Below are 26,782 nucleotides of genomic sequence, written 5' to 3'. Positions count from 1 at the left end.
AGCACTTAAAGGTCATCATTCTGTCTACAGGGTGAATTAGAAGCTTGGTGGCACAAGTGCCAGCGTGAAGGTTTTACAGCCGATAATTTTGATGAACATACGACAATAGACAGCGGTCACGGACGAATTGAAACAAGACGTTGTCAGCAAGTGCTGGTTAATAAAAGTTGGTTAAATAATAAATATCAGTGGGTTGGCTTAAAAAGCATTATCAAAGTGACATCAGACGTACATGAAAAAACGACAGGTAAAGAGACCACTGAAACACGTTGGTACATTAGCTCATTAGATTTAAATGCAGAGCAGGCGTTATCTTCTGTGCGAAATCACTGGCAAGTAGAAAGTATGCATTGGGTGTTAGATATGACATTCAGAGAAGATGAATCACGGATCCGTAAAGGCCGAGGTCCGCTTGCTTTTAATGTGATGAGAAAAATAGCAATGACTGTGTTCAAGCAAGACCAGACAAAACGCGCGAGTATAGTGGCTAAAAAGAAGATGGCAGGGTTGGACGACGAGTATCGCTCAACCCTGTTAGAGTCAGGGATTAAAATGCGCTAGCCGTGTGTTGGTTATCATTACTCTCATGAAACTCTATCTCGATTTCAGTGAAATGTGAGACGATTTCAGAGACGTCATCGGCTAGCTCATCCATGACGATGTCAAAATCTTCTCCGTGTTGCTCGAAATAGGCTTCGGGCTCCATGGTTTTAGCTTCCATTACACGGCTCATTTTTTCAATTTTTAAGATTGTTTTAGGGTCGAGTTTATTTTCAACTCTGAGGTCAAAACCTAAGTGCTGCCTGCGTGCAATTCTGTTCAGTAAATGACGGTATTCAATGCTAGCAGGCCACTACAGGCTAATGCGAACACGATATTGTTAAGTTGCATATTCAGTCCTTGTTCTACCCATAGGGTAATGATTTATTGACGTTTGTTTGCATTGGTAAGTTAGAGGTGGCTAATGGTGGCACTATTTTTCTCGATGAGTTCGAGAAAAACTATTTAGAACAGGCCATGAACAAACATCAAGGCAACCGCACTAAGGCGGCTAAATTTTTAGGATTAAGCCATAAGGCTTTTTTGTATCGATTAGAAAAGTACCAACTGGTGTAAGCCATTTTCTACTCAAGCTAGCCGGCAAAACTACAGAGAGTGGCAGTTAGGGATATCCTATGCTGTATTCGAAACAGAAAGCTTAAATGACGCCAGAGACTATGATGGCAGCGACAGAAATAAACAATATGCCAGTGACTAGATTAATGACCGGGCGAGCTCTCTTTACTTTCAATTGAATAAGAGGTTTAGATAAGACTAAGGCAATAAATATAAACCAGATTAACGATAAGGTCAGTATGATGAACACGGCGGCCAGCTTAGTGATAAAGTTGATATCAGGCGTGATCATGGCGGAAAACAAGGTGATAAAGAACACCATAGCTTTTGGATTTAATAGGTTAGTGTACAGTCCCTGGAAAAAACCTTGCTTGATAGACAATCCAAGATGACTCACATTATCCAGATCTTGTGAACTTACTTTGTTGCGCCACTGGGAGAGAGTGCCTCGAATAGCGCCTATGCCCATCCAGCCAAGATAACTCGCCCCTATTAATTGTACGGCGACAAAGACCAGGTCTGAGCTCTTGATGAGTAAACTCACCCCGGTGACACCGAATAAACTGTGCAGCAAGATGGCCACGGATATTCCCACCGCCGAGGCGATAGCCGTAGCCCGACTCTCTTGGCTAGCCATCTTTACCACTAAGGCGAAGTCCGGCCCCGGGCTTACCAAGGCGACAGAGTGAATAATGGCAAGAGAGATAAGAAGTTGCAGTTCCATATTGAGATCCGATTTTATAACTTGTCCCAATAATGGGGGATTAAGAACGAGAGGTATTGTAAATTATTGCAGGCGTGTAGAGAATAGGGCGTGACTCAGATAACGCGCCTCTGGAAATGAGAGGGCGTAACCAGAAAGGCTTGCTTAAAGGCTTTGTTGAGATGGCTTTGATCGAAAAAACCGACCCGCAGGGCGATATCTATCACAGCTTCACCTTTTGCCAGGGCTTTCTTGGCGTATTCCAATCGTACGCGTTTCAAATAGGCGTGTGGTGTCATGCCTGTGGCAGCTTTAAATTGACGCAAAAACTGAAATTTACTCAAGCCCACGGAAGCGGCTAAATCTTCGAGCTGAAATGCATAGTGCATCTCGTCATGAAATTGAGTTTTAATATCTGTGACTTGTTGAAATGAAAGTGAATGCTGCTGATGACTCGTTGGTTTTACTGCGCCGTAACGCTCGAAAAGCTCCGTGGTGAAAGCCATCAAGCTGGTTTCTATCTGTAACCGGGCTTGTGTAGCATGGGGGCTGGTTAGATTTTTATGCAGATGTAAAAAGGCCTGATGGAGATCCGGAGCCCAGGAGAGAGGAGAGGCAAAAAACTGTTCTTTGATATTAAGCTCAGTGGTGATTTGATTGACATAAGAGATGGGAATGGACATAACATTGGCTTGGTAACCTCGGGCCTCAACGCTTTGGCCATTATGAGCCTCATCGGGGTTTAGGGTCGAGATGCATCCCTTGCCTAAATGGTAACTTTTGCCCTTGTGCTGATATTTTTGACCGCCCTGAGTCACGACCCCTATGTGGTAATCGAGATGAACATGTTGAGCAAACTCAAACTGGCGGAAGCTGGCGGTACTCAGCTCCATCTCAGGCACTATGGGATTACGCCAATATTCAATTTTCTCTTCAGTCACTTCTCTTCGCCACTCTTTTTTAGCCATTGTTCATCAATAAACGGCTGCTTGTCGCTGCTTTTATATTATATTAGCTGCTGGTCATTCATCTAGGCTAGTAAAAAATTGCATGAACCAAATATGTTTTAGTATAATACTGTATTAATCAGTGTTTTGACTCATAATATCAAACTCATCTGCTATACATTTATTCGATTGGAGCTCAGATTGTGAAGGGACAGATTTTACGTGAAATGAAGGTTCAAGTCGCAATAGAGCCAGAATATGAAGTACAAAGACGCGTTGCTTTCATCAAATTGAAACTCAAAGAGTCTCACTGTCAGAGCTTAGTGCTTGGGATCAGTGGTGGGGTCGACTCATCACTCGCGGGGCGTTTATGTCAGCTTGCAGTCGATGAGTTAAACCATGAAGCAGAAAACAGTGTTTATCAGTTTATTGCCGTGCGTCTTCCTTACAATATTCAGCAAGATGAAGATGAGGCTCAATTGGCCTGTCAGTTCATCTCTCCTTCCAAACAAGTTACCGTCAACATAGATGAAGGCGTCGTCGGCATTCACACTAATACGTTAGCCGGCCTTGAAGCAGCAGGGATAGAGCTTAGTGATGAGAGCAAGGTCGATTTTGTTAAGGGCAATGTAAAGGCGAGAATGCGTATGGTCGCACAGTATGAAATTGCCGGCTTAACGGGTGGACTGGTGGTCGGTACCGATCATAGCGCCGAGAATATCACCGGGTTTTACACTAAGTGGGGCGATGGAGCTTGCGATTTAGCGCCACTATTTGGCCTGAATAAGCGTCAGGTACGTAAGCTCGCCGCTTTCTTAGGGGCGCCTGAAATATTAGTGAACAAAGCACCAACGGCAGATCTTGAAGATGATAAACCTCAACTCGAGGACGAAGTTGCACTGGGCTTGAGCTACGATCAGATAGATGATTTCCTGGAAGGCAAGTCAGTTGATAGGATCGTGGACGATAGACTGGTTGGGATCTATAAGGCGACGCAGCATAAGCGCAAGCCTATTCCGACTATCTATGACTAAATGAAATTGTCTGCAGGGCTCAATTAAAGGCGCGAACGCGCCTTTTTTATGGGCATTTTTTATATTTATTCATAAGCTATTTTATTCACTCAGATAAGGTTTTAACTGTTCAATCAGGCTATTGGGAAATTGGCGATAGTCCAGATAAGGTGAGATGAACACCCCCAAGCCATTTGCATGGAGTCTGTCTTGCTCATCCAGGCTGTTAAATAACGTGTTAGCGCTATTGATGTTTAATTTAGCAGCCGATACGGCGCCGACGATGATATGTCGCACTGCGGTTGATGACAGGTTTGATGCCCCTATCAATATTTGCTCATTGTGTTTGAGTAACTGAGTATCCCGATAGTTTTTCCAATCGGTATCCGGGGCAGACAATTTGGCCATGATGGTTAATATTTTGCGCCAATGATTGCCATTAAGCACGATGAGTGTGCTCAAGGCGTCTTCTTGGCGATATCTCCACCCTTGGGGCAAGGTAGGGGCGTTTGGAAGGTAATAGCAGGTCTTAGCTTTGGCATTGCCGATAAGCAGAGTCGATACGGGTTTGGACATTATCTGGTTAGCCATGTTTTCGGGTGTGAGTATTGGTGGATTTTACCTAGTTAATGCGTGTAAGTTAACCTAGTTAAATGAAATTTCAATTTAAACAGTAACTTTTAGTGCTATTGATGCGGCTTGCTTGTGTCGAGGCATGTTGCCTTGCCATTGCCCATATCTTATTTCCAGAATAGATCAGTTTATCTAAGGATTAAAAGATTTAAGCTGTAATGATATTTGGCCGGATTTAGCTGTATTAGCTTAGGATTAGGCGTATTCACTTAGGGGATTACACTGTCACCAGCTTATCGGATGATCTCGGCATAGAGATGATGACTTTATCTCTACCCTGGTTTTTAGCCTGATACAAGTTAAGATCGGCTAGTTTAAACCAGGCATCTAACTCGGTACTGTATTTAGCATTATTCACTAGGGCACCTATGCTTACTGTCATGGTTATCAGACGTTTATCATTAGGGTTTTCGATGGCTAACCCTTTAACTTTTTTTCTAAACTCGTTGAGGTGATCTTCAATCATTAGCACATTACAAAAGGGTAAGATGAGCAAAAACTCTTCACCACCATAACGTGCGATGACATCGGTATCGCGCTTAAAGTATTTTTTCATCTCTTTTGATAAAACCCGCAGGCATTCATCACCGCCCTGATGACCATAAGTATCATTGATTAATTTGAAATTATCGATATCTAAGATCCCAAGAGCCATCACTTCATCACAACGTTGACAAAAATCTTGTGTTGTTCTGAATTTTACTTCGGCATAGCGACGATTATACAAGGAAGTCAATTCATCTTTTTCGACTAATATCTGCAGTTTAGCATTGGCTTTTTGCAGTTCAAAAGTGCGGATCGCGACCTTCTCTTCAAGTTCTAACTGGTAAGAAATTAGCTCTTGTTTACTCTTTTTAATGCTTTGGTACAAATTGAGAAACTCAATAGGTGAATCTTCGCTGATATGATAATCGGCAGCTTTACTGTGTCCATATTCGGCAAATTTATTGGCAATGACGCCAAGTGGCTGAGTCAAGCGGATACTCAGGACTCGAGTCATTAAGACGGTAATTATGATGGATAAGATAAGTACAGCGAATGTAGTAAGATACTGAGACTCTAGTAATTTTAACAGCGGAGAAAAGGGTTTAACCACATAGAGTTTCCACTGGTTATCTAGCGTGTAGCTATCATAGATAAATTCGGGATTTGGATTATCGATATCGCGCAAGTTGATCATAGACAGACTCGTCTTATAGTTTTTGCCACTCTCAGCCCATTTAAACTCGGACAATGGCACAAGACTTAACGCTTTGGATGCGTATATGACCCTGCCAGCTTCATCGATGAGGATCATTAATTGATCTTGGTAGACCTCATTGGTCTGCTCAATTTGAGCAAAGGTGGTTAAATCTAATGAACCTTCGATGATCCCAGTGGGCTGGTTAGGTTTATTGCTGTGGTAGAAGGGCGCGCTAATGGCGACGATGGGGTCGGTGCCGAACCCTCGTTCTAAAAATACCGGTGAAATGTAGGTACTTTGATTGAAAAATGCTTCCTGAAAGTAGTGACGGTCTTCGACACTGAGCTCTTTGTTGAGTACCTTCTCTATGCCTAATGCCGCTATGGGGCTCGCCGCTATGATACGCGCATCGGCGTTGGTTACCAGCATGGTGGCAAATCCAGGGTAACTCTGATGCAACTTGACCAGTTTGCTTTGCCAGCCAGAGATATTCTCTGTGCCTGACAAACTCAGCCATCTAGATGCGTTATCTATCGCTCGCTCATGTGTCTCGAGGAACATCTCAGTCGCCAGTCCTAAATGGGTTACTGAGTCATGTAAGTTACGCTGCAAACTCTTCTGCTGCTTGGTAATCACTTGATGATTGAATATCAGTGCCGAGCCCAGCAGTGAGATGGTCAGTACTAAGGAAAAACCGTAAGTGAGTTGAGCATTGAAGCTGCGTCTTCTCTTGTCTTTCATCTTACCTTCGAGGTGCCATAACTCCGAGATGATTATGACAGCCAGAGACCCAACTGCGGCGCAGATTAAACCATTAATCCCTTGTTTTAATGTGATAAATGAGAGGTGGCTTTCAGGCAGTGTTGAGAAAATACTGGCATAGAGTACAAATAATGGCATACCTAATAACAGCCAATATCCAATATCTGCATATAAAGAATAGATGTCTTTTCTGCGGGCGAAGCCCAACCAGATGGCCTCCAGACAGAAGATGATAAAGACATGGGGACTAGACCAGGAGATAAATAATCCGATTGAGCAGAGCAGGGCGGTGAACAGTGCGTACCAAGGGCCTAACAAGATGGCAACGATGACAAAAACACCGTTGCCTAAGATAAGCTGAACATTGCCAAACAGGGGAATGGGGTACAGGTTCGCTATGAGGCCAAATAAGCCTAAAAAGAGGGAGAACTTGAAATGCTGACGATTAATCTGGAACATTAAAGCCTTATATTTTTTTATCTCGTGGCTATGTATAGATGCTAGCGCCTTATAGGTCGATTCTCAACACATATGTAACAAAAGAATCACTGTTTGTTGAGTATTTGTGCGGAATGGTAAGTTCCGAGTTAATCAATTAACATATCTTTAAAGTCGGCATAGGTTTGGCCATCTTATTATCTTTTATTGTCTATGGGATCACTAAAGACTTACGCTTACAAAAGCAGTTAAAAATTGAGAGAAAGAATAAGACTGAAGCTGAAGAATTACGGAAGTAATGGATCAGTATTGCTGGTTTGCGGGGGTATTGATTTTTGACTCTAGCTCAATAATGTCCTTAGATATTGAACCTTGTTGTGAAGCAAGAAGACCTGTTATTTGGCTCCCAATAACAGGTGTTCTATTTATAGCAATCGGTATTACTTATTTAGCCCATTAAGCTTTAGAGTCAGAGCGGCTCATGAATTTCTGTTCGACCGTGTTGATCTTAATCTTCTCACCATTGGCAATATATTCAGGGACCTGTACCGTCAGCCCGGTAGATAGAGTCGCTGGCTTAGTGCGGGCACTGGCCGAAGCTCCCTTGATTGAAGGGTCTGTTTCGACTATGACTAGATCGACATGGGAAGGCAGTTCAATGGCAACGGGTGAACCATCGACAGTAAGTACATGTAAGCCTTGAGTGTCTTCAGTGATATAGAGTAACTCTTCGGCGATGGTGTCTTTGTTGAAATGGTAAGGGGTGTAATCTTCTACGTCCATGAAGACATACTCGTCACCATCGATATAAGAGAAAGTCACATCGTGGTGGCTGAGATCCGCAAGGCTTATCATATCATCAGCCTTGAAGGTATGATCTAGTTTAGACCCAGAGGAAACATCGTACATGCGCATGCGATATAAGCTGCCTCCCGAACGTCCCTGCGGCACTGAACGTTCAATATCTCTGATGAGATAAACATTATTGTTGAATTCGACAGCAGTATTCTTTTTAACGTCGCTTGCCTTCGGCATGAGTAACATCTCGATAAGTAATTTTGTCAGTAAAATATCATGGTCTAAGGCTTATACCAATTCGTTATGCATAAAATTACGCTTTTATAGGACTTATGCCTCCCTCTGCTGACACCTGTCACAATATTTATCGTATCGGCATATTATCAAACGTCAGATAGCAAAAATCCAGATTCATTGCTGAGTCTGGATTTTTCAATGTGGTCGGGATAGCAGGATTTGAACCTGCGATCTCTTGTCCCCCAGACAAGCGCCTTACCGAACTAGGCCATATCCCGAGATTTTCTTAGAATCTAAACTATGCCTAAGAACACCTAAACATCTTTTTCAAGGGGGTCTTTAGGTGAGGCAGAACTTTAGCAAGTCACTTAAGATTCTGCAAGCAATTAGTCACCACACTCGATCTAATTGCTTAGTTTGTAAGCTTTTTAGCCAGTAATCACCCAATTAACACCAATTACGGGTTCAAAGATATACCGATAAACAGTACGGGCTATTTATATTTATATTTTAATTGTTATACATCCTACGGCCTTCACGCATCACTTCAATGAGCTCAGGAGTACTCAATTTTTTGCGCAGGCGATGCTGGTAATTTACATCATAGATGCGGTACTTACCGTGTCTGTCGATCACCGTAATTTCAGATTTTTGATAGATACCAAATATACGATTATCGCCGACATATACCCAAGACTCTGCATCGGGCTGCAACAGGCTTCGACCCGCACTGTAATCGGTCGCCGGATTCGTGCAGCCAAGTACTTGAGTCATTAAGGTGGGGGCGATGCCATAGTGGCTGGTACGATAATTTACGTCTTTGGCCGGTGATAGTGGCCAGTGGATCACTAAGGGAACCTGAACATTGGCAGGAGAGAGGTTACCTCTAGCCTCATGCAAACTACTGGTGAACAATTTACCGCTGACCCCAGTGATGATGACCAAGGTATCTGTGGGCAAATCAGTGACGATGCTTTCAATTTGTTGATCGATAAAATTCAATGACTGACGATATTGATTGAACAAGACTCGTTGGGCGGGTGTTAATTTTTGCTCAGACTGGATCATTTCAATACCCAAAAATCCAATGGGGGTATCGTAGCTGTCAGGGGCACTGAGGTTGATTAGACCAAACCAAGGACTTTTCTGTGCCTGTTGCCAACTTTGGAATCCAGCAACATTCTCAATATCTTGAGCCGCATCGCTACTGTTGGGTGGCGAAATTATTTGCTCAAAATCATCATAGATGGCTTGAGGTATTTGACTGGTATGCAAGCCTGAGAATAAGCCCAACTGGTAGCCATGTTGCTTCAATATTTGAGTCAGTAGTGGCGGTGTCTGTGACAATCCACTGGAGTTGATATAGCTGCCTTGAAGTCCATAAAGAATGGCGAACATGCCGCTGTTGAATTGATTCCCGCCACTGATGTGGTGAAGGAACTGCTGATGGTTATGACCATACTGACTGAAGAAGGGCATGGTCTTACTAGTGACCATGTCAGCTCTAAAACTATCTATGGTTAATAACAAAATATTAGGCTGCACTTCATCAGTTTTAGTGCATTGCAGTGGACGTTTGGGATAATTCAAACTGCTTCTCAGGGACGAGCTTACTTTAGGCTGCGTGGAACTATCTATGCCGTGGCTTTCCATAAATGAACGGGCCGTGGCAGGATAGGAGAGCGGGTAAGCATCATCGAGACGAGTGATCTCTGTGATATCTGCAGCATCGGCCCAGATATGGATCAGATGACTGCTGATAAAGCACACACCCACGAAAGCGACGACTTTATTACCACGACGTACCTTGTGGATTTGTTCGATCCTTTTCCAGAGGAAATTTGCCGCAATGAGCTCAATGGCTAAAATTCCTAAAGGGGTAATGATATAGGAGGTACTACGAAGCAGGGTATTGAGATCGGCCCATGCGAGATCGAACACAAATGGACTCAGGTGCAGACCGTAATCATCATAAATGATGGTGTCATAGAGTAAAATGCAGAGACTTAAGGTGGCAATGCTTGCTGCATAGCCACGTAAAATTTTGGAATAGGGCAGCAGTAAGGTGACGGGGAAAACCAGCACTAAATAAACGATAAAGGCCAAAAAACTAAAGTGACCTATGGTACTGATGGCCAGATAACCCCAGCCAACCCAAGTCTCAGGATGACCTACCGTATCGAGATAGCGGAAGCCCACAATCATGGCAAGAAAGCCATTGAAGAAGGCAAACCAATGTCCCCAAGTTACCAAGCGTGATACGCGATCACGCCCCATTTCCTTTTTACGCTCGACCATGTGGCTCCGCTTACTGTTTAAATGCTTATTTTATTTGATACTAAAGTATCTTAAGTGTTTTTTTACGACTTTAGCTAGTTTTTAATGCACGACGGCATAAATTAGCTTTTAATAGACTTAGCTAGGGCTTTTGAAAACTGCTCGGCTACCTGGTCTCTGGATTCCTGAGGTACTTTACGCGCCAGCAGATCTGTCACACAGTTACCCAATACCATGAGTCTTAAGTCAGTCGGAGCTTGATGCTTATCCATCACAGCACTGATTTCAGCAATAAGAGATTCAACTTGAGTGTTTGAATATTTTGATTGTATAGCCATAGTAAAAAAGTGTTTCGGTTACCGAGATATTTGGCGCTCATGATAACCGAAATTCAGCCTAAGCACGATATCATTGCACTGCTTAGTCTGATTTTGATATCAATATTCACTTCTACTTGTGTAAAAATGGCTAATGACTCTTTTGCCGAGGAGTAGCAGGTGAGTTCTACTCATCTTATTCTTGAAGCTGGATTTCAATTGGGGCAATATAGACTCATTAAAATTGACCCGAAAATGAGGTTCTGTTTAAGCGGAACTAGTCGCATGACCAGTGACCTTACTATTGGAGACATCACATCTTTAACCATTATTTTTATCGAGACCTATGAGCATAAACGTCGAACAAGCCATCATCCATGCCATTATTCAAGACAGTGACGGACAGCTAAGCTGTCGATTGCGTTCCCAACCTTTATTGAACGGCGAAGCCGTTGAAGTCATGTTGGATGAATTACATCAAACATACACCACAAAGGCGGGCAAAGGTTTTGGATATTTCGGTATTTCAGGTGAAGATGGCGAGGCTAACCCTAATTTTATGCAGGCGTTAACCGACTACCGTAATGGTGAACTTGGCTTCGTCGAATTTTCCGGTTTAGCGGGTAAGTTATTACAAGAAGAGTTGTCCAAATACAATTTCAGTCAAGGTGGTTACTTACTTCTGGCTTGTTATACTCATATGACCAGTGACTACCTGTATGTTTCTTTGCTTAATGCTAAGTCATCGATGACCGTGCTCGATGATATGGAACTGTCGCAAAATACTCACTTAGATCTTAAAGATGTACAGCTGGCGGCGCGTATCGATCTGACTGAATGGCAGGCGGATGAAGGTTCACGTAAATATATCTCATTTATTCGCGGACGTGCGGGCAGAAAGGTTGCTGATTTTTTCCTCGATTTTATGGGTTGTGTAGAAGGCGTTAACACTAAGGCGCAAAACAAGCAGTTGATGAATGCGGTCGAAGATTTTGTTTCCAGCAGCGAACTGACCAAAGATGAGCGTCAGCAGTGCCGTGAGAAGATTTTCGATTATTGTACCGAGCGCTGTGATCTTGGTGCGGATATTGAAATTAAGGATCTTGCCGATGAGCTTGCCGATAGTGGCATGGAATCTTTCTATGATTTCGCCAAGGGTGGCGACTATGAACTCGAAGATGAATTTCCTGGTGATAAGCCGACCCTACGTCAATTGAAGAAGTTCTCTGGTACTGGCGGTGGCGTGACGCTTAGCTTCGATGGAGCACACCTTGGTGAGCGAGTCATGTACGATCCCATCTCAGACACCATATTGATAAAAGGTGTTCCGGCTAACCTTAAAGATCAACTCGATCGTCGTTTGAAAGGTGGCCAGTAATTTTTAGCTGAACAATGGTGAATGTACGATTCAATATTCTCAGATACCATATTGATAAAAGGTGTACCGGCTAACCTTAAAGATCAACTCGATCGCCGCCTCAAAGGCGGCCAGTAATTTTCAGAGTTTAGCTTTAATCAAAAAGGCGCTATTAAGCGCCTTTTTTGTTGGCCGAATAAAATGACTGCTCCTACTTAACGGCTGCGACTTAAATTATCAGGCTTATACTGATGACAAATCAAGCATACTCACCAAGTTTACAATTAGGCGCAATAAACGGGTCGAAAATTAGTGTTATCACATGTAAACTTGCTTAAACCTCAAAGATAATGTCAATTTGTCTTGAGACACTATTTCAGTCCTTTGGCCATTGCCGAATGGGCGTACAAAAGGTGGACTGTTTTTCCATCTAGGAGCATAAATGCAACTTTTTGTTAGAGATTTAACCGTAATCGATTTTTCCTACTTGTGTCCTATTCGAGGCATGGTGGGGGAGAGTTGGATAGTTGATGTTCTGCTCGATGGCGACTTAGATGAGCAAAATATGGTGTTAGACTTTGCGAAAGTTAAGCGCACCATCAAAAATACCATTGATGAAGTCGCCGATCACCGTTTACTCATTCCAACGGCTTGCAGTGAAGTGCGCTGGCAACAGCAAGGCGATAAAGTCTGGATGGACTTTAGCAGCCTGCAGGGCGATATTCACCTCGCATGCCCATCTCAGGCTTTTGCCTTGATCCCCTGTGAAATTATCGACTTTGATAGTGTTAATGCCTTCTTGCAGAAAGCCTTGAGAGCCGTGTTGCCGGATAATGTCGAAGGGATAGCGCTGACGCTGCGTAATGAGATACATGAAGCCCCATTTTATCACTACTCTCATGGCCTTAAAAAGCACGATGGTAACTGCCAGCGCATTGCTCATGGTCATCGTAGCACAATCAATATCTTTGAAAACGGTATTGCGGCACCTAAGTGGGATGAATATTGGGCTAAGCGTTGGAAAGACATCTATCTGGGTACCGAAGAAGATGTGGTTAATTTGAGTGAGTTAACCCTTTCTCCCCAAGCAAAGGTGAGCGAAGAGACTCACTATGGCTTCTGCTATCAGGCTCCTCAGGGCGAGTTTCAACTCGCCATGCCAAAGTCTCGATGTGAGATCATTCCACATGATACTACGGTAGAGCTGTTGGCAGAGTTTATTGCTAATACTCTGGTTGAGAAAACGCCTCAGAGTGAATTTAAAGTGATCGCCTATGAAGGTGTTGGTAAAGGGGCTATCTCAGTCAAACACATATAACTGGAAAATTAATGTCTCTATTATCTAAGATAGTCACCCCATTGGCTGTATTAACACTCTTATTAACCGTTAACGTATCGGCGCAAATTCAGTTGACAGGTAAGATGGAGCAGGGCGCTTTGATACGAGCTATGGTTGAGCCCGGTACTCAAGTATATCTCAACGGTAAGGCTGTCAAGGTGACCCCAGGAGGTGCCTTTGCATTTGGTTTTTCCCGTGAGGCCGAGCTAAAGCAAGAGTTGAAACTTATCTATCCTGATGGCTTGACTCAGATTAAGCCACTGAACATCAAGACCAAAGAATACAAGATAGACAGGGTGAACGGGATCAGTAAAAAGATCATGAAGCCAGATCCTAAAGCACTGGAGCGCTCGAGAAAAGACAATAAGCAAGTCAGAGCCGCCAGAAGTCAGTTTTCTGCGCTTGAATCTTTCACTCAAGATTTTATCTGGCCGCTGACGGGGCGTATTTCAGGTGTTTATGGCAGTCAGCGTGTTTATAACGGCAAGCCAGGAAATCCTCATTATGGCGTCGATGTTGCCGCGAAAACCGGCACTGTAGTCGTTGCACCTGCCGATGGCGTCATCAGTCTAGCTGTAGCGGATATGTTTTATTCCGGCGGCACGATTATTCTCGACCATGGCTATGGTGTCAGTTCGAGTTTGCTACATTTAAGCAAGCTGTATGTCAAAACAGGCGAGGTTATCAAGCAGGGCCAAGCTATCGCCGAAGTCGGCGCCACAGGCCGAGTTACAGGCCCACACTTAGACTGGCGGGTTAACTGGTATCAGATGCGCCTCGATCCGGTGACGATAGTGCCGAATATGGCTGAAGTGCTTAAGAAATAAATTAAGCCTGTACTGTGTTTATCTGTAAAATACAATGAATACAATGAATACAATGAATACAATGAATACAATGAATACAAGATGATAAAATTGTCACTTGGGTTTTACCTGTCCATTGGGCTTTCACTTATTTGCGGATTTGCATAAATGCAAATGTTGCTTCTCGTTATGTAAAAGGAATAATTCTCGGTTTCAATTTTGGATTTCATCCTATACTTTTGATAAATAAGTAATTTGTTGTTTTAAGTGTCTACATAGCGACCCAGTTATAATTCTCGTATTCTTCGTGTTAGTTATAATTCTCGCTTTCTGCAGTTAAAATGGGGAGCCTGTGTGATACTATAGTGATACATTATTTTATTGTAAATTGGATTTATCATGAGAGTAGAGCTAGTTACAACGCTTAAACGGCATGCAACAAAAATTTTAGCTGACCTCCATTCGTCAAAAGAGCCAGTACTGATTACAGAACATGGAAAGCCGTCGGCTTATTTAGTTGATGTAGAGGATTATGAATTCATGCAACAACGAATGCAGATACTCGAAGGTGTAGCTCGAGGCGAGCAAGCTATTAGAAATGGCGATACATTCTCTAATGAAGATGCAAAAGAGAAAATGAGTAAATGGCTAAAATAATATGGACAGCTCCTGCTCTTAGTGATTTAAACGAAATAGCTGAATATATTGCTTTAAGCAATTTACCAGCGGCTAAAAAATTAACACAAAAAGTGTTTGATAAAATCACAAGGCTAGAAAGCCACCCTGAATCGGGAAAGGTTCCACTTGAGCTAAAGAATTTAAACTACAGAGAAGTGATTGTTAATCCATGTCGTATTTTTTATAAAATAGATAATGATAAAATTTATATACTACATGTGATGCGGCAAGAACGTGATCTGAGAAGGTTTCTTTTACGGAGCTAAATACGGCTAAGAAGTCATTCAAAAGGACAAAAAAACAGTTGGTTTTTGCTCCTGCGTCGCTTATTTAACCAACTATTTTAGTCCGCTTATTGCGGCGTTGAACATGCCGGACAGGGTCCGGAGATGTAAATCGAAAATATATTCCTTACCTCATTAGCGCTGTGTTTTTATACAGTTGTAGTCTATATTTATTGCTATGACGCAATATTCCTTACAGCAACTTTTTACTCAATTCCCACCGAAAACATTTGGGGTAAATCTGCCTCTATACCAACACAAAGCTCTCGATGCGATCACAGCTTGTCGAACCCAAAGGATGGGCAGTCACAGTCAATATTGTGAGCAAGGGCACCTTTGTGGGGTGTATTACAATTCTTGTCGGCACCGAGGTTGCCCCCTATGTCAGACAGTGAAGTGAGAGCAGTGGCTGACGGATTGGTCAGCTCGATTACTTGATACTCAGCACCACCATTGGATCTTTACTTGTCCCCATGAACTGCTGCCACTTTGGCGTTTTAATCGTGCCTGGTTTCAAGGATTGCTATTTAACAGTGTGGCAGAGACGTTAAAAAACTCTTTGCTGACAAACAGCATTTAGGCGTTCAAGCCGGTTTTTTGCTTGCGCTGCATACTTGGGGACGAAATTTAAGTGATCATCCGCATATACATTGCCTAATGACCCATGGTGGTCTCGATGATACTGGTCAATGGCAGCAGCCGAGACGTAAAAGTCTATTGCCTGTTGAAGTGGTTAAGCGATTATTTAGGGGGAAGTTAATTGCCCAAATAAGCGCCGGTCTCAGCAAGGGTGAGCTCATATTGCCTAATGGACAGACAAGCATAGCTGTTAATAATTTACTCAATAAACTCGGTCGGGTTAAATGGCAATTATATGCGTGTAAGCCCTACAGTCATGGCTTTGGGGTGGCAAAATATTTAGCGCGCTACATGAGTGGTGGCGCATTAAAAATCATCAGATAATGAAGATTAAAGACGGGCAGGTGCATTTCAGCTATCGAGATCACCGGACTAAAAAGATGGCGCGCAGTCGATACGCCATCGCAGACTTTGAACGGCAAATATTACGTCATTTGCCGTTGCCAAAGCAGCAGAGTATGCGTTATTACCCCAGTCAGCTAGCCCGCTTAAATCAAGCGAGATTGAGTCAAGGACAAGCAGAGTATCAAACGCCGAGCCTGCCGGATTGGCAAGCTGTGATGGCGAAATATGGACTGACGCTACACTGCATGATTTGCGAGGAATTAGTTGCTGAAGAGAAAAGGCGATTAAAGCTGGATGTGATTAGGCAAAATAGGCATTAAGCAGGGATAGGATTATTGCCTGTAACTGGCAGGTGGCATTGCGGTGGGGAACAGAAAAATATCGATATAAAATAGGATGATAATTGGTTTTATTTCGGGTAGTCTACTGGTTAATAAATCGACTGAAATGATGCTGACAAGTGAGCAATCACCACAGATATCGCGGCAGTCCAACAAGACGATCAATGAGACGATGTTTTGGCCTTTATGGGGGCTTTTTTTAGGATAAAACATCGGCTCATTATCTAAAGCGTTAGGTTTCAAGGGAGTTCAGTTAATGTTTCGAGTTGCAAAATCAAAAATTGAAAGAGCAAGGGAATTGACTTCAGAAATCGATGCTCTTATTAATACTACACCTCCATATACTTATTGTTTAGAAACTGATACCAACTCAGGACAAAGAGCTACTTTTGCTAAAAAAAATATAAACGCACTTGATAAGGTAGTTATACGTTGTGGTGATGTTTTTCATAACCTTAGGTCTGCACTGGATCAAGCGTACTTTGAATCAGTATCAGCACACGTTCCTGAAAAATCACACGGAGCACTTCAGTTTCCTTTTTCTAAGTCAAAAGAAAAGCTGGAATCAACTATTAAAAGTCGATTGGCACACAAAGTTAATTCTGACTTTGCTGAAGTCATAGAAAGTGTTAAGCCATTCAGCGGCAAAGAGGGAAACCTTCTTCTCAACCTTATCCATGAAGTCAACATTATCGATAAACACAAATTGCCAATACCGACTGGAGAATTTACTAGAATATCCAGTCATCAACTTTGTTCTCAAATACCTGACTTTCCTAAAGGTATAAATAACTGTGGTTTCGGGCAAAATGGTAGAGATGTAGTATGGAAAGGTAAATTTTTTGATGTGAAAACCTTAGGTGAAATAGTTCCCCCAACGAATCATTTATATCATAAAGCGTTAGATGTACCTGTAGGCTTAAATTTCTCTTTTCCTAACGAGGGATATTTTCAACCTGTCATAGAGACTCTAAATCTTATGTCAGATGAAATAGAGCGGATTTTAGAGCTTATGGCAGGTGTTTTACCAAGAGAAACCTAACGAATAAGGATAGGCCGCGCGCAGCCGCGTCCTTATCCCAAGTGTTGAACAAGCCCGAGCTTGCTAAAAGTTCTACCTTTAATAGTAAATAGCAGATCGAGAGTTCGATCTATTTGAGGTGAGGATTGGAGTGTGATTTTTCTTTAGTCAGCACGATATATTAGCATCAAAAACACTAAAATAATCACTGATATGTCAGTTGGTTACCTGCTTAGTCTCTCCTTCATTTATCCCTATATTCTAGTAATAAGTCCCAGCGCTAAGCTGTGATCATAGAACTTGTCGGTCGGCCATTTTCCAAATGACTTCGGTGTATTCCCATAAAACACATAGGTTGCTGACAGCAAGGGCAAGGCCGCACTGCTAGCCTCCTGACTACTTTTGCTAACGATGGAAATGTGGCACCAGCGACAGCCAGCATAAGCTGTATCTGTTGCCGCAATTTACTGCAATCCCCTCGAAGTAGCCCATAGTCCCTTACTCGTCGTAATCCTTTAGGCAGTACATGTTGCAAGATCAGATAGATAAATTTAGCCGCTGGTAGCGTGCGGATTTTACTGACCTGAGTTTGACTGTCTAGATAGGAAAAACCGACTTGGCCATCGATGTCGCTGATGATGTTGTTATCGGGAAGAACGCCGCGATAAAGATAACGTGACAGCCTCTTATTATAAAGAGTCAGTGCTGGCAAACCTTTACCCCCATGTCGACAGTCGATAACCCATTTGTTGGGGACTGATGCTGGTAGTTGGATATCCAGTTTATGTGTCAGGTGTTCTAGTAACCGTGCTCGCCACACTGTGGCAAGGTTAAAGGCGTTGAACAGGTACTTGCCTTTGCTCTTGCGCCACTGTTTTTGTCTTTGTTAAAAGCTGCCAGCAGGGATAATGAAGTGGATGTGGGGATGACTTATGTGATGAAACAGTACCGCCGCCTGTTGTGAGTGTGTAATACGCCAGTAAAACCAATGTCACCACCGAGTTGCTTTGAGTTGTGTGCAAAGTCTTTAAGCACGCCTAGCTAGCCACTGTAGTCGTTTCATTCGTTCGCCAAGCTTCTTGGGGATAAGTGATGGTGCTACGACATAACAGCAGTGCCATAAAACTGGTTAGAAAACGATATAACCAGTAGCCACAGGGCCCCGCTTCATAAATAAAATGTAGCGTTGTTTGAGGATGTTTAGACTCGAATTCAGCATAAGCGACTTCAATAAATTCTTTATGAGTGTCTAAACCTATAAAAATCATGCTATGTTTTATCATGCTAGTCTCCATTTGCAATATTGTATGGTCATAAATACAGTATGGCTCTGGTGCACAATTTAACTATTTTGGACTAACCCATGAACTTGGAGGCTAGCACCTCGTGGGAGTCATTATGTCTAGGCGATATAGGAGGAATTATGAAAGAGATTAAACGTCCTGTTAATTCTCACAAGGCCTATCATGCACATGTGTATTATGAGCAAGAAACTTTGGAGTTTGCTTCAAAGTTATGTAAAGAAGCTGGCGATAAATTTAACCTTAGGGTTGGCCGTACACATGAGGCATTGGTAGGCCCTCATCAAAAATGGAGTTGCCAAATTACTTTTAGCTCTAAAGATTTTGATAAGCTGGTTTCCTGGCTTGAACAAAACAGAAAAGAGCTTACAGTGTTGATTCATGCTCTATCTGGTAATGACCTAGAAGATCATACTATATATGCCTATTGGCTAGGAGATAGCGTTGAACTTGATATATCAATGTTTAGTGAAATACAATAAGGATAGGCCGCGCGTAGCCGCGACCTATCCCAAGTGTTGAACAAGCCCGAACTCGCTAGAAGTTGTACCTTTAATAGTTATTGTGAACACCTAGAAAAACGCCGACGACATTTTTCACACTGCTGCAGTCACCTACAAGCAAGCTAATCATTTAGTACCACTCAAGCTGCTAACAGGCCTAAATAAAAGGACTGGATTTGGTCTATCTGAAATTCATGATTTGCCTCAAATTAATCGTTTTTCTTCTTTTTAACCAATCAATATGCAGATATTCCTGGCTTTTACGTCTTGAGCATTAATCCTAGCTAGGTATGTTATTGATTGTTAATGGCTGGCTTTGATTTTTGTGACCATCCCAACTGGTAAGTTGTGGGATGGCTCTGCTCCTGGATGTTACCACCTGGCGGCGGTAACATCTTGACTAACGTAACACCTTGCTCAGGAAGGCTCGGGTTCTGCTGTGCTTAGGTGCGCTGAACAGGTCTTCCGGTGTGCCGCTCTCGACGATATTACCGCCATCGATGAAGATGACTCGGTCGGATACCTCGCGCGCGAACCCCATTTCGTGGGTGACTATGACCATGGTCATGCCCCGTTTGGCGAGGGATTTCATCACGTCGAGGACATCACCGACCATCTCGGGATCCAGCGCCGAGGTTGGTTCATCGAAGAGCATGATATCCGGCTGCATTGCCAGAGCGCGGGCAATAGCGACGCGCTGTTTTTGCCCACCTGATAGGCTCGAGGGATAGGCATCTCGCTTGTCTGTCAGGCCTACCATGGCCAGTAGTTCGAGCGCCTTGTCATCGGCTTCTTTGGCTGTCATCAGCCCAAGTTTGATCGGTGCCAGGGTGATATTCTGCTTGACCGTCTTATGGGGGAACAGGTTAAAGTTTTGAAATACCATGCCCACTTTCTGACGTAAGTCATCGACACTGGCCCCCTTGGCGCTAATCGATTCGCCTTCGATGATGATGTCACCGGATGTGGGCATTTCTAACAGGTTCATGCAACGCAGGAAGGTGCTCTTGCCACTGCCGCTGGGACCTATGACACTGACCACTTCACCACTTTTTATGTGTTCGCTGATGCCTTTCAATACTTCAACATCACCATAGCTCTTATATAATTGGTTTATCTTAATCACTTTGTTTTAACCTCAATTCGAGCTTGGACAGCATAAAAGTAAAGCCGTAGGTCAACACTAGATAGATGAGGGCACAGGTAAACAGTGGCACCTCGGCTTCGAAGGTGCGGCTACGGATGATCTCGCCGGCGCGCATAAGATCTACCCCACCGATGAAGCCGATGACGGCCGTTTCCTTGAGGAGCACGATGAACTCGTTGCCTAAGGCTGGCAGAATGTTTTTAATCGCCTGGGGCAAGATAACCTCTTGCATCGTCTGCCGTTGAGATAGGCCTAATGAACGTGCCGCCTCGGTTTGGCCCTTATCGACGGCCTGGATGCCAGCGCGAATGATCTCCGAGATGTAGGCGCCACTGTTGAGGCCGAAGGCGATAATCGCGGCGCCGATCACACCGACATCCAAGGCCGATAGCACAATGAAATATAGGATCACCAGCTGGATGACGACTGGGGTGCCACGTATCACGCCGACGTAAAGATTGGCTGGCCAGCGCCAGAACCAGTGGTCTGACATCTTCATAAAGGTGGTAGCCACACCTAGGACGGCACCTAAGATCATGGCGAAAAAAGTCACCGTGAGGGTCGATTTTAAGCCTTCGAGGATCAGCAGTCCGCCTATGAGACCGTCGTCGCCAATGGGCGCGAACAGAGAAGTGTATATGGTATCCATGCTCACCTACTTCATGTATTTAGCAATGAGGGTATCGTATTGACCATTGGTCTTAATATTCGCCAGGGTGGTGTTGATCTGTTGCAGCAACTGCGGGTTTTTCTTGGCAACCGCCAGGCCATAGAATTCGGCTGCAAACGGCAGGGACTGAATCTTGAGATCAGGATTCTTCCGCATGAAGTTAGCCGCGGGTTGGCTATCGAACAGCACCAGATCGACCTTGCCGTTGTTCAGTTCCATGATGGCTTCGAAGCCGCTGTTGAAGGCGGTGACTTTATCTGTGTATTTTTTTGCCATGATATCGGCCGTCGAGCCAAGTTGTACCGCAAAATGCTTCCCCCGTAGATCTGTAATGCTATGAATGCTGGTGTCACTCTTCTTGGTGATCACCACCTGAGTCGCTTCATAGTATGGCGTCGAGAAATTAACGCTGGCCTGCCGTTCCGGCGTAATCGTCATGCCGGCAGCGATGAAATCAATCCTGCCGGCATTGAGGGCCATTATCAGCGAGTCGAATTTCATGTTTTGGATCTTCAGTGTCTTGCCACTGTCGCTGGCGATCTGTCTGGCGATGTCGATATCGAAGCCTTTAAACTCATTGCCGCTGGCACCGCCGACATACTCGAAGGGAGGAAAGGAGGCGTTGGTGCCCAAGACCAGTACATCATCACTCTTACCGCATCCACTCAGGAGCAGGGTCAACAAACCGGTCATTAATAGGGTTTTCTTCATTTTATTCGTCTCAATAATCACAGTGTTTAGTTGAGGCACTATATGTGAACTTAAGGTTTTGGTAAATAATTATGTGTAAAAAGTGAGAGTAAATTCATATTTTTGTTTTGGTTGTCATCATTATTTGTTGTTTGTTGTTAATTTTGCTGGCTTTTGTAATTTTTGTGGATTTTTTAAACTGAATAATTATTAACCTGAGCGGCTGGGCGAAGCTGCTGCTATCCGCATAGATATTTGACTCGATAGGGGGCAAACAGGGCTGGCTGACCGCTGCAACTAGTCTGCACCTGGCGCCATCCATCATATTTTTCGGAGTTGAGCGTGTCCCTTGTTCAAAGTAGAAGTATTTTGATGATTCGATATGATGCACTTAAATCTTGAATTTGGGGTGCAGGGCGCGTTAGAGGTAAATGGAGTGGACTATACAGTTTGGCAGTTGATTATAGTGATATTACAGTTAGAATATTTTGTAGGATGTTTTACCATAAACATGCTCACTCAAGGAAATGGTTGAGGAGGGTAAAATAGAATCAATCGTCGATAAAATCTATCCGATTGAGCAAGCTGTCGAAGCTCATAGAAGAATTGAGACTGAACATGGTTGGAGCCTGTTGTACCATCTTGGGGAAAGTCATGAAATTTAAAAAGTATTTTTAAATCTTGCTCAGGGCTGTTGGCTTGTTTTACTTCGTTCCAGATTATAACCAATAATTATTCGCTGCTTAAAATGGCGTTAGGGCCCTATAAATTCGAAAAAAAATTCAGTATAGAGTATCCTATGGGTCATTAAATTTATTGTTGTTGTTTATGACCATTAGCGTAAAAAATTTACCCGTCTCTGAAGTGAAATGTTCCAACTGTCAAGCATGCTGTTGCAGTTCCGAAGTTATTATTATTTCCGATACAGGTGTTCCTGATCGGCATATTTATGTTGATGTGCATGGGAATGAATCTATGTTGCGTCTAGATGATGGCTGGTGCTCAGCTTTAGATCGAGATACATTACTGTGTTCTATCTATGAAAATCGACCTTGGGTTTGTCGCGAGTTTGGCATGGGATCAAATGAATGTATAGATGAACGAATAGAGAAAATGTAGTGCTCTATTAATTTTAGGACTGTTAATTGCCCCCCTAACCAACACAAAGATTTTTGATAAGGAAATCCAGTCAAAACTGATGACAGGAGTTTTGTATGACCCCAATAATATATGTTTAATTGCAGGTAGAGCTAAGCACAGAACATATTACCTTTGATTTTGTACATTGCTTAAGTGATGTTAATGCGTGAGTGTTAGTTGTTTCATTTCTCGTTGTTGTATCCAGGCTGGTTTTGTCGAAAGCCATTGGCTTAACAACCCCGCTGGGCTCGACTGAACATTTTAAGGGGGGTCACCGAGTACCGTCCCTTTTTTTAACGGATCAAAAAAGTAGGAATATTACTTGCGTGGCCTGCTCTCCGAGAGTACTATCGCAAAAAAAATAAGACCCTCTGCTCGTTTTTCTGATGCGGAAATAGCTTAAATTGTCAATTTATACCATTCCCATGAAGATCGACCTCCACAACCTTCTTCTGTGTCAGGATTGTTGATACCCCTTAAAATTTCCACTAAATCAATATAGGGGGCGGTAAATGAGCATGAGATGGCACGGTATTCACAAGAGCATAAAGAAGCGGTCTTAAACAAATTGTTACCTCCTCATAATATGACTGTCACTGAAGTTGCACGTAGTGAGGGACTCTCGTATCAAGCCTGTATCATTGGCGAGATAAAGTCAGAAAAGAAGGTCACCCAGTGCCAGGTAAAACGTTAACAAGAGATGATTGCGCAGCCGAAGCTAAGCTTGCAGTCATCATCGAAACCGCTTCTGTGTCTTAAACTTAAGTTAGCCAGTACTGCCGAGAAAATGGCTTATTTAGTGAGCCAGTTCAGCAGTGGAAACAGGAATGTTATTGTTTTCATTACTAAACTGTCTTCAAAATAAAAACCAAGATTGACGATATAACATATTTTACCGCCGCTCCAAGCTCGCTTTTTCTCGTCGCTGAACCACCATCGACCGGAAGCGGCTCGGGAGCTTTCGTACATTCCAAAGAATAGATAACCTAAGCAACAATAGGATGACACTCGCTAGATGAAAAAACATTTGTTATTCACGCCCGGCCCCGTCAATGTAGCTCCAAATTTAAGAGTCGCTATCAGTAAAGAAGATATCTGTCACCGTGAAGTTGAATTCGAGCATTTACTGAATAGCATTGAACAAAAATTACTGCAGGTTTTAAAAATTGAAAACCCGGGTAATTATCGTGCTGTCGTCATTACGGGCTCTGGCACCGCTGCGAATGAATCAATACTATCTTCGGTGGTGGGCAATAAACATATTCTTATTTTATCTAACGGTGAGTTTGGTGGCAGACTGCATCAAATGTCTAAAATTCACAACCAAAACACTCACTTGCTAGAATTCCCCTGGGGTGAGAATTTCGACCTTGACCGCATAGATGCTTACCTGACACAGCATTCTATCGATGTGGTGGCTATGGTTCATCACGAGACCTGTGCGGGTTTACTCAACTCTTTAGAAGACGTAGGGGCATTGACCAAAAAACACGGGGTCACATTTGTGGTTGACTGTGTCAGCAGTGCTGGGGCCGAGATCATCGAGATGGAAAAATGTAACATTGCTTTCATGTCTAGCTCAAGCTCGAAGGCAATAGGTTCTTATGCCGGACTCTCTTTCGTGGTGGGCAAAACGACTGAGTTCGAAAAGCTCAAAGATATTCCTGCTAAAACCATGTATCTCAATCTGTATAAGTTCTATGAATTTATTAGCACATGCTACCAAACACCTAATACGCCTGCGGTTCATCTCTTTTATGCGTTGGAGCAGGCGTTAACAAACATTATTGATCTGGGTGTCGATCAGCACTACTCAAGCATGAAAGACAAAGCCAATATGCTGCGTCAGGGCCTGCTTAATCTAGGCCTAGAGTTTTTAATTAAACAGCAAGATATGTGCTCGATTCTTACCACCGTTAATGTGCCTCTAAACGTCAATGTCAGTGTATTGCGTCAACAATTGCGTGAAAAATCCATCATTATTTATGAAGGTAAAGGCTGCTTCAAGGGCAAGGTGTTTCAGGTAGGAAACATAGGTGAAATATCCATTCTCGATATTCAATATTTCTTGAATTGCTTGAAAGAGATTTTGATTAACTTTTCTGCTACCGAAGCTAGGGAACAGCAAGCTAGACAGATGATGCAGGTCGATAGCACAGCATCTAATGAACCTTACATAGCTGAGATTGCATTATGAACCTGAAATTATCAAACTTGTGGGCAACCAAGACCAAAGACGATGAATGGTGGTCATCTTTTGTGACCTCGCCACTGGCCATAGTGCTCAACTATTTTGTGGTGGATATCAAATGGTTCACCCCCAATAAAATCACCTTAATCTCTTTTATCACCGCCGTTATCGCTGCGGTATTTATTGTGATTGGCGGTGTTCAGAATTTCATCATCGCGGCAATTCTCATCCATTTAAGCCATGTGTTTGATTGCATGGATGGCCAGATAGCGCGTTATCGTAAAACATCATCCATCTCAGGTTGTTATTACGACAAGCTCACGGATCAAATTCAAGTCTTCATCTGGTTTAGTGCTATCGCCTACGCGGCATTCATGCAATCAGGCAGTGTGGCCCCTGTCTTCTTGGCCCTTGTCGGTATTGCGTTTTACTCGCTACGTGGCTACTCAAAGTATGTCACTATTTACTTAGAAGCATCGCAAGTAAACGATTCAACTCAAGACGATACGCCAGAGGAAGTAATAACTGAAACTGCGGGTATCGAATTCGGTTTGATGGCAAACCTAAGATGGTTTTTAAAAGAGCAGAAAAAAATCTTCTCTTTCGATGAAGGCGTGTTTATTTTTATGCTGTCATTAGCCTTGATCCTCAATATGTTAACCCCTATGTTGTGGATTTTCGCGCTTAGCCAAGTATTTTTCGGACTGCTTCGCGCCTGGCAACGAGGTGTAAATTTAGATCAAAAACTAACAGTTAATATTGGGAAATAATTTATCCTGCTTAACTATTGTTGAATTGCATTTTAAATAATAGTTTGCGTATATACCAACACATGCGCTGAAACCAGCGCATGTCACAGAGACAAGGTTTACAGTAACAGATGAAAAAGACAAACAATATTAAAGCTATTATCTTAGCCGCGGGCGTTGGTTCAAGGATCCGTCCTTTAACAGATAACTGCCCGAAGAGTCTGTTGAAAATTGGCGATAAAACCATCTTAGAGATGATGGTCTCTCACATTCAAGCATGTGGGATTAATGAGATAGTTTTTGTTCTCGGTTATTTAGAACATCACATTAAAGATTTCGTGGGCCAAAACTTCCCCGATCTAAATGTGCACTTTATTACTAATGAACATTACGCTGACACCAATACCGGCTATTCTTTAATGCTTACAGAAGAAGCGGTTAAAGATTCAAGCTTTATTAAATTCGATGCCGATGTGGTCTTCGATATTGAGATTCTTAAAAACCTGATTGCATCTGAACACGACACTTGCTTATGTGTCGATAAGAACATCAATCTTGAAGCCGAAGAGATTAAAGTTATTATTGATGACAAGGGTCATGTCATCCAAGCAAGTAAAGAGGTCAACCCTAACGACGCAGTGGGCGAGTCCATTGGTATCGAAAAAATTAGCAGTGACACCGCGCAGCTGTTATTCGCAGAGTTAAAAGAGATGATGAAAGATAAAGCCAATCATCAGGATTATTACGAAAGTGGCTATGAGCGTCTGATAGCTAAGAATGTTATTTTCAACGTACTGGATATCACAGGATTGAAATGGACCGAAATCGATACCGTAGAAGATTTTGCCACCGCAGAACGCATCTTTCTTCACCGCGTGACTAAAACGTTAGGATAAACGAGAAAGAATGTTGCAAGCTGACTTTTCTTTCCATGCCTTCTGGCGACGAATGTTTTTAGAGGACGACGATTTAGTGAAAAACGACTTCCACTTACTCGATCCTGAAAAAAATCAACAAAAAAAGTAAGCGGCTAAGGTTCAATATTCTGTTTCTCATCTGAATAGACCAAGCTATGCTTAATGTTCGAACTTGGTTTAATTCTGTCTCAGCCGCTTTGTGATATTACTGGGTAACGTTATATGCCTTAGTGGAGGCTT

At 43.0% G+C, this 26,782-nt stretch carries 25 protein-coding genes, 1 tRNA gene and 5 pseudogenes; 17 read left to right on the top strand and 14 right to left on the bottom strand.

The annotated features are described in order from the left end of the window. Nucleotides 1–561, top strand: a pseudogene (locus tag KT99_RS14240) (ISAs1 family transposase); the annotation flags it as partial. Here KT99_RS14240 and KT99_RS22075 read toward each other — a convergent pair. Further along, nucleotides 548–721, bottom strand: a complete 174-nt coding sequence (locus tag KT99_RS22075) for a hypothetical protein (RefSeq protein WP_005501305.1) — start codon at nt 719–721, stop codon at nt 548–550. The pseudogene KT99_RS14240 and the gene KT99_RS22075 sit on opposite strands and share 14 nt — an antisense overlap. 206 nt (nt 722–927) lie before the next feature. Here KT99_RS22075 and KT99_RS14235 point away from each other — a divergent pair, with 206 nt between their 5' ends. Continuing rightward, entirely contained in the window at nt 928–1,116 is a 189-nt protein-coding gene (locus KT99_RS14235; RefSeq protein ID WP_005501302.1) for a helix-turn-helix domain-containing protein, read from the top strand. An 82-nt stretch (nt 1,117–1,198) separates the two neighbouring features. Here the strand turns inward: KT99_RS14235 and KT99_RS14230 are convergent, their stop codons facing one another. Further along, nucleotides 1,199–1,840 carry a LysE family translocator gene (locus KT99_RS14230; RefSeq protein WP_005501300.1) on the bottom strand — a complete coding sequence of 214 codons (642 nt, stop codon included), beginning with the start codon at nt 1,838–1,840 and terminating at the stop codon, nt 1,199–1,201. A gap of 95 nt (nt 1,841–1,935) precedes the next feature. Beyond that, complete coding sequence (locus KT99_RS14225) at nt 1,936–2,787, bottom strand: AraC family transcriptional regulator (RefSeq protein WP_005501298.1); 852 nt, start codon at nt 2,785–2,787, stop codon at nt 1,936–1,938. A 182-nt stretch (nt 2,788–2,969) separates the two neighbouring features. Here KT99_RS14225 and nadE point away from each other — a divergent pair, with 182 nt between their 5' ends. Beyond that, entirely contained in the window at nt 2,970–3,800 is an 831-nt protein-coding gene (gene nadE / locus KT99_RS14220; protein ID WP_005501296.1) for an ammonia-dependent NAD(+) synthetase, read from the top strand. 81 nt (nt 3,801–3,881) lie between these two features. On the opposite strand, the gene KT99_RS14215 is transcribed toward nadE, so the two are convergent. From KT99_RS14215 to KT99_RS14190, 6 genes are all read right to left on the bottom strand, one after another. Then, a complete protein-coding gene (locus KT99_RS14215) occupies nt 3,882–4,355 on the bottom strand; it encodes a DUF6942 family protein (RefSeq protein WP_100067680.1) in 474 nt (157 codons plus the stop codon). Between the two features lie 274 nt (nt 4,356–4,629). Then, nucleotides 4,630–6,816, bottom strand: a complete 2,187-nt coding sequence (locus tag KT99_RS14210) for a sensor domain-containing diguanylate cyclase (RefSeq protein WP_005501293.1) — start codon at nt 6,814–6,816, stop codon at nt 4,630–4,632. A 435-nt stretch (nt 6,817–7,251) separates the two neighbouring features. After that, nucleotides 7,252–7,830 carry an elongation factor P-like protein EfpL gene (gene efpL, locus KT99_RS14205; RefSeq protein WP_005501292.1) on the bottom strand — a complete coding sequence of 193 codons (579 nt, stop codon included), beginning with the start codon at nt 7,828–7,830 and terminating at the stop codon, nt 7,252–7,254. A 201-nt stretch (nt 7,831–8,031) separates the two neighbouring features. Then, nucleotides 8,032–8,108, bottom strand: a tRNA-Pro gene (locus KT99_RS14200). A 232-nt stretch (nt 8,109–8,340) separates the two neighbouring features. Beyond that, complete coding sequence (locus KT99_RS14195) at nt 8,341–10,128, bottom strand: DUF3413 domain-containing protein (RefSeq protein WP_005501291.1); 1,788 nt, start codon at nt 10,126–10,128, stop codon at nt 8,341–8,343. A gap of 101 nt (nt 10,129–10,229) precedes the next feature. Beyond that, the gene (locus KT99_RS14190) at nt 10,230–10,445 is read right to left on the bottom strand and encodes a YejL family protein (protein WP_005501289.1); all 216 of its coding nucleotides are present in this window, start codon (nt 10,443–10,445) and stop codon (nt 10,230–10,232) included. 325 nt (nt 10,446–10,770) lie between these two features. On the opposite strand from KT99_RS14190, the gene yejK reads away from it, so the two are divergent. The 7 genes and pseudogenes from yejK (at nt 10,771) to KT99_RS14145 (ending at nt 17,255) form a co-directional block, all read left to right on the top strand. Further along, entirely contained in the window at nt 10,771–11,802 is a 1,032-nt protein-coding gene (yejK, locus tag KT99_RS14185) for a nucleoid-associated protein YejK (protein ID WP_005501287.1), read from the top strand. 421 nt (nt 11,803–12,223) lie between these two features. Continuing rightward, nucleotides 12,224–13,099 (top strand): 6-carboxytetrahydropterin synthase, encoded by an 876-nt coding sequence (locus KT99_RS14180; protein WP_040572028.1) that lies wholly within the window; start codon nt 12,224–12,226, stop codon nt 13,097–13,099. Between the two features lie 11 nt (nt 13,100–13,110). Next, nucleotides 13,111–13,947, top strand: coding sequence for a M23 family metallopeptidase (locus KT99_RS14175; RefSeq protein WP_005501277.1), 837 nt, complete (start codon nt 13,111–13,113; stop codon nt 13,945–13,947). Nucleotides 13,948–14,325: 378 nt separating this feature from the next. Beyond that, a complete protein-coding gene (locus KT99_RS14170; protein ID WP_005501276.1) occupies nt 14,326–14,583 on the top strand; it encodes a type II toxin-antitoxin system Phd/YefM family antitoxin in 258 nt (85 codons plus the stop codon). Continuing rightward, nucleotides 14,571–14,870 carry a type II toxin-antitoxin system RelE/ParE family toxin gene (locus KT99_RS14165; RefSeq protein ID WP_005501275.1) on the top strand — a complete coding sequence of 100 codons (300 nt, stop codon included), beginning with the start codon at nt 14,571–14,573 and terminating at the stop codon, nt 14,868–14,870. The genes KT99_RS14170 and KT99_RS14165 overlap by 13 nt, the downstream gene beginning before the upstream one ends. Nucleotides 14,871–15,066: 196 nt before the next feature. Further along, nucleotides 15,067–16,192: pseudogene (locus KT99_RS23615) on the top strand (IS91 family transposase). Nucleotides 16,193–16,469: 277 nt separating this feature from the next. Then, the gene (locus KT99_RS14145; RefSeq protein WP_005501271.1) at nt 16,470–17,255 is read left to right on the top strand and encodes a hypothetical protein; all 786 of its coding nucleotides are present in this window, start codon (nt 16,470–16,472) and stop codon (nt 17,253–17,255) included. Between the two features lie 259 nt (nt 17,256–17,514). On the opposite strand, the pseudogene KT99_RS20980 reads toward KT99_RS14145, so the two are convergent. Both KT99_RS20980 and KT99_RS14140 read right to left on the bottom strand, forming a co-directional pair. Further along, nucleotides 17,515–18,269, bottom strand: a pseudogene (locus tag KT99_RS20980) (IS91 family transposase); the annotation flags it as partial. 22 nt (nt 18,270–18,291) lie between these two features. Further along, nucleotides 18,292–18,517, bottom strand: a pseudogene (locus KT99_RS14140) (IS110 family transposase); the annotation flags it as partial. A gap of 140 nt (nt 18,518–18,657) precedes the next feature. Between KT99_RS14140 and KT99_RS14135 the strand changes: the two are divergent. Beyond that, nucleotides 18,658–19,017, top strand: a complete 360-nt coding sequence (locus KT99_RS14135) for a DOPA 4,5-dioxygenase family protein (protein WP_005501269.1) — start codon at nt 18,658–18,660, stop codon at nt 19,015–19,017. A 421-nt stretch (nt 19,018–19,438) separates the two neighbouring features. Here the strand turns inward: KT99_RS14135 and KT99_RS14130 are convergent, their stop codons facing one another. From KT99_RS14130 to KT99_RS14120, 3 genes are read right to left on the bottom strand one after another with little or no spacing between them, the layout of a single operon-like run. Then, nucleotides 19,439–20,164 carry an amino acid ABC transporter ATP-binding protein gene (locus KT99_RS14130; protein WP_005501268.1) on the bottom strand — a complete coding sequence of 242 codons (726 nt, stop codon included), beginning with the start codon at nt 20,162–20,164 and terminating at the stop codon, nt 19,439–19,441. After that, nucleotides 20,157–20,834 carry an amino acid ABC transporter permease gene (locus KT99_RS14125; protein WP_005501267.1) on the bottom strand — a complete coding sequence of 226 codons (678 nt, stop codon included), beginning with the start codon at nt 20,832–20,834 and terminating at the stop codon, nt 20,157–20,159. Before KT99_RS14125 ends, KT99_RS14130 begins: the two co-directional genes overlap by 8 nt. A gap of 6 nt (nt 20,835–20,840) precedes the next feature. Next, on the bottom strand, nt 20,841–21,566 hold the full coding sequence (locus KT99_RS14120; protein WP_005501266.1) for a basic amino acid ABC transporter substrate-binding protein: 726 nt from the start codon (nt 21,564–21,566) through the stop codon (nt 20,841–20,843). A gap of 506 nt (nt 21,567–22,072) precedes the next feature. Between KT99_RS14120 and KT99_RS23610 the strand changes: the two genes are divergently transcribed. From KT99_RS23610 to KT99_RS14095, 6 genes and pseudogenes are all read left to right on the top strand, one after another. Beyond that, nucleotides 22,073–22,210 carry a zinc-binding dehydrogenase gene (locus KT99_RS23610; protein ID WP_005501262.1) on the top strand — a complete coding sequence of 46 codons (138 nt, stop codon included), beginning with the start codon at nt 22,073–22,075 and terminating at the stop codon, nt 22,208–22,210. A gap of 163 nt (nt 22,211–22,373) precedes the next feature. Then, nucleotides 22,374–22,664: a YkgJ family cysteine cluster protein gene (locus KT99_RS20970; protein ID WP_005501261.1), complete on the top strand. Its 291-nt coding sequence runs from the start codon at nt 22,374–22,376 to the stop codon at nt 22,662–22,664. Between the two features lie 544 nt (nt 22,665–23,208). After that, nucleotides 23,209–23,516, top strand: a pseudogene (locus KT99_RS14110) (transposase); the annotation flags it as partial. Between the two features lie 184 nt (nt 23,517–23,700). After that, nucleotides 23,701–24,882: a pyridoxal-phosphate-dependent aminotransferase family protein gene (locus KT99_RS14105; protein WP_005501259.1), complete on the top strand. Its 1,182-nt coding sequence runs from the start codon at nt 23,701–23,703 to the stop codon at nt 24,880–24,882. Further along, complete coding sequence (locus tag KT99_RS14100) at nt 24,879–25,646, top strand: CDP-alcohol phosphatidyltransferase family protein (protein ID WP_005501258.1); 768 nt, start codon at nt 24,879–24,881, stop codon at nt 25,644–25,646. Before KT99_RS14105 ends, KT99_RS14100 begins: the two co-directional genes overlap by 4 nt. Nucleotides 25,647–25,756: 110 nt before the next feature. Then, on the top strand, nt 25,757–26,521 hold the full coding sequence (locus tag KT99_RS14095; RefSeq protein ID WP_005501257.1) for a phosphocholine cytidylyltransferase family protein: 765 nt from the start codon (nt 25,757–25,759) through the stop codon (nt 26,519–26,521). Nucleotides 26,522–26,782: the final 261 nt, after the last annotated feature.

Source organism: Shewanella benthica KT99 (assembly GCF_000172075.1).
Lineage (GTDB): Bacteria > Pseudomonadota > Gammaproteobacteria > Enterobacterales > Shewanellaceae > Shewanella > Shewanella benthica_A.
Note: the sequence above shows the minus strand (reverse complement) of the source record. Positions and strands in the feature narration are given on the sequence as shown.

Coding starts and splice junctions, on each gene's coding strand:
- KT99_RS14120 (WP_005501266.1), bottom strand. CDS start 21,566: ATGAAGAAAACCCTATTAATGACCGGTTTGTTGACCCTGCTCCTGAGT.
- KT99_RS14100 (WP_005501258.1), top strand. CDS start 24,879: ATGAACCTGAAATTATCAAACTTGTGGGCAACCAAGACCAAAGACGAT.
- KT99_RS14225 (WP_005501298.1), bottom strand. CDS start 2,787: ATGGCTAAAAAAGAGTGGCGAAGAGAAGTGACTGAAGAGAAAATTGAA.
- KT99_RS14125 (WP_005501267.1), bottom strand. CDS start 20,834: ATGGATACCATATACACTTCTCTGTTCGCGCCCATTGGCGACGACGGT.
- KT99_RS14195 (WP_005501291.1), bottom strand. CDS start 10,128: ATGGTCGAGCGTAAAAAGGAAATGGGGCGTGATCGCGTATCACGCTTG.
- KT99_RS14135 (WP_005501269.1), top strand. CDS start 18,658: ATGAAAGAGATTAAACGTCCTGTTAATTCTCACAAGGCCTATCATGCA.
- KT99_RS14230 (WP_005501300.1), bottom strand. CDS start 1,840: ATGGAACTGCAACTTCTTATCTCTCTTGCCATTATTCACTCTGTCGCC.
- KT99_RS23610 (WP_005501262.1), top strand. CDS start 22,073: ATGGTTGAGGAGGGTAAAATAGAATCAATCGTCGATAAAATCTATCCG.
- KT99_RS14105 (WP_005501259.1), top strand. CDS start 23,701: ATGAAAAAACATTTGTTATTCACGCCCGGCCCCGTCAATGTAGCTCCA.
- efpL (WP_005501292.1), bottom strand. CDS start 7,830: ATGCCGAAGGCAAGCGACGTTAAAAAGAATACTGCTGTCGAATTCAAC.
- KT99_RS14170 (WP_005501276.1), top strand. CDS start 14,326: ATGAGAGTAGAGCTAGTTACAACGCTTAAACGGCATGCAACAAAAATT.
- KT99_RS14210 (WP_005501293.1), bottom strand. CDS start 6,816: ATGTTCCAGATTAATCGTCAGCATTTCAAGTTCTCCCTCTTTTTAGGC.
- KT99_RS14165 (WP_005501275.1), top strand. CDS start 14,571: ATGGCTAAAATAATATGGACAGCTCCTGCTCTTAGTGATTTAAACGAA.
- KT99_RS14190 (WP_005501289.1), bottom strand. CDS start 10,445: ATGGCTATACAATCAAAATATTCAAACACTCAAGTTGAATCTCTTATT.
- KT99_RS22075 (WP_005501305.1), bottom strand. CDS start 721: ATGGAAGCTAAAACCATGGAGCCCGAAGCCTATTTCGAGCAACACGGA.
- KT99_RS14095 (WP_005501257.1), top strand. CDS start 25,757: ATGAAAAAGACAAACAATATTAAAGCTATTATCTTAGCCGCGGGCGTT.
- KT99_RS14145 (WP_005501271.1), top strand. CDS start 16,470: ATGTTTCGAGTTGCAAAATCAAAAATTGAAAGAGCAAGGGAATTGACT.
- KT99_RS14175 (WP_005501277.1), top strand. CDS start 13,111: ATGTCTCTATTATCTAAGATAGTCACCCCATTGGCTGTATTAACACTC.
- yejK (WP_005501287.1), top strand. CDS start 10,771: ATGAGCATAAACGTCGAACAAGCCATCATCCATGCCATTATTCAAGAC.
- KT99_RS14215 (WP_100067680.1), bottom strand. CDS start 4,355: ATGTCCAAACCCGTATCGACTCTGCTTATCGGCAATGCCAAAGCTAAG.
- KT99_RS14180 (WP_040572028.1), top strand. CDS start 12,224: ATGCAACTTTTTGTTAGAGATTTAACCGTAATCGATTTTTCCTACTTG.
- KT99_RS20970 (WP_005501261.1), top strand. CDS start 22,374: ATGACCATTAGCGTAAAAAATTTACCCGTCTCTGAAGTGAAATGTTCC.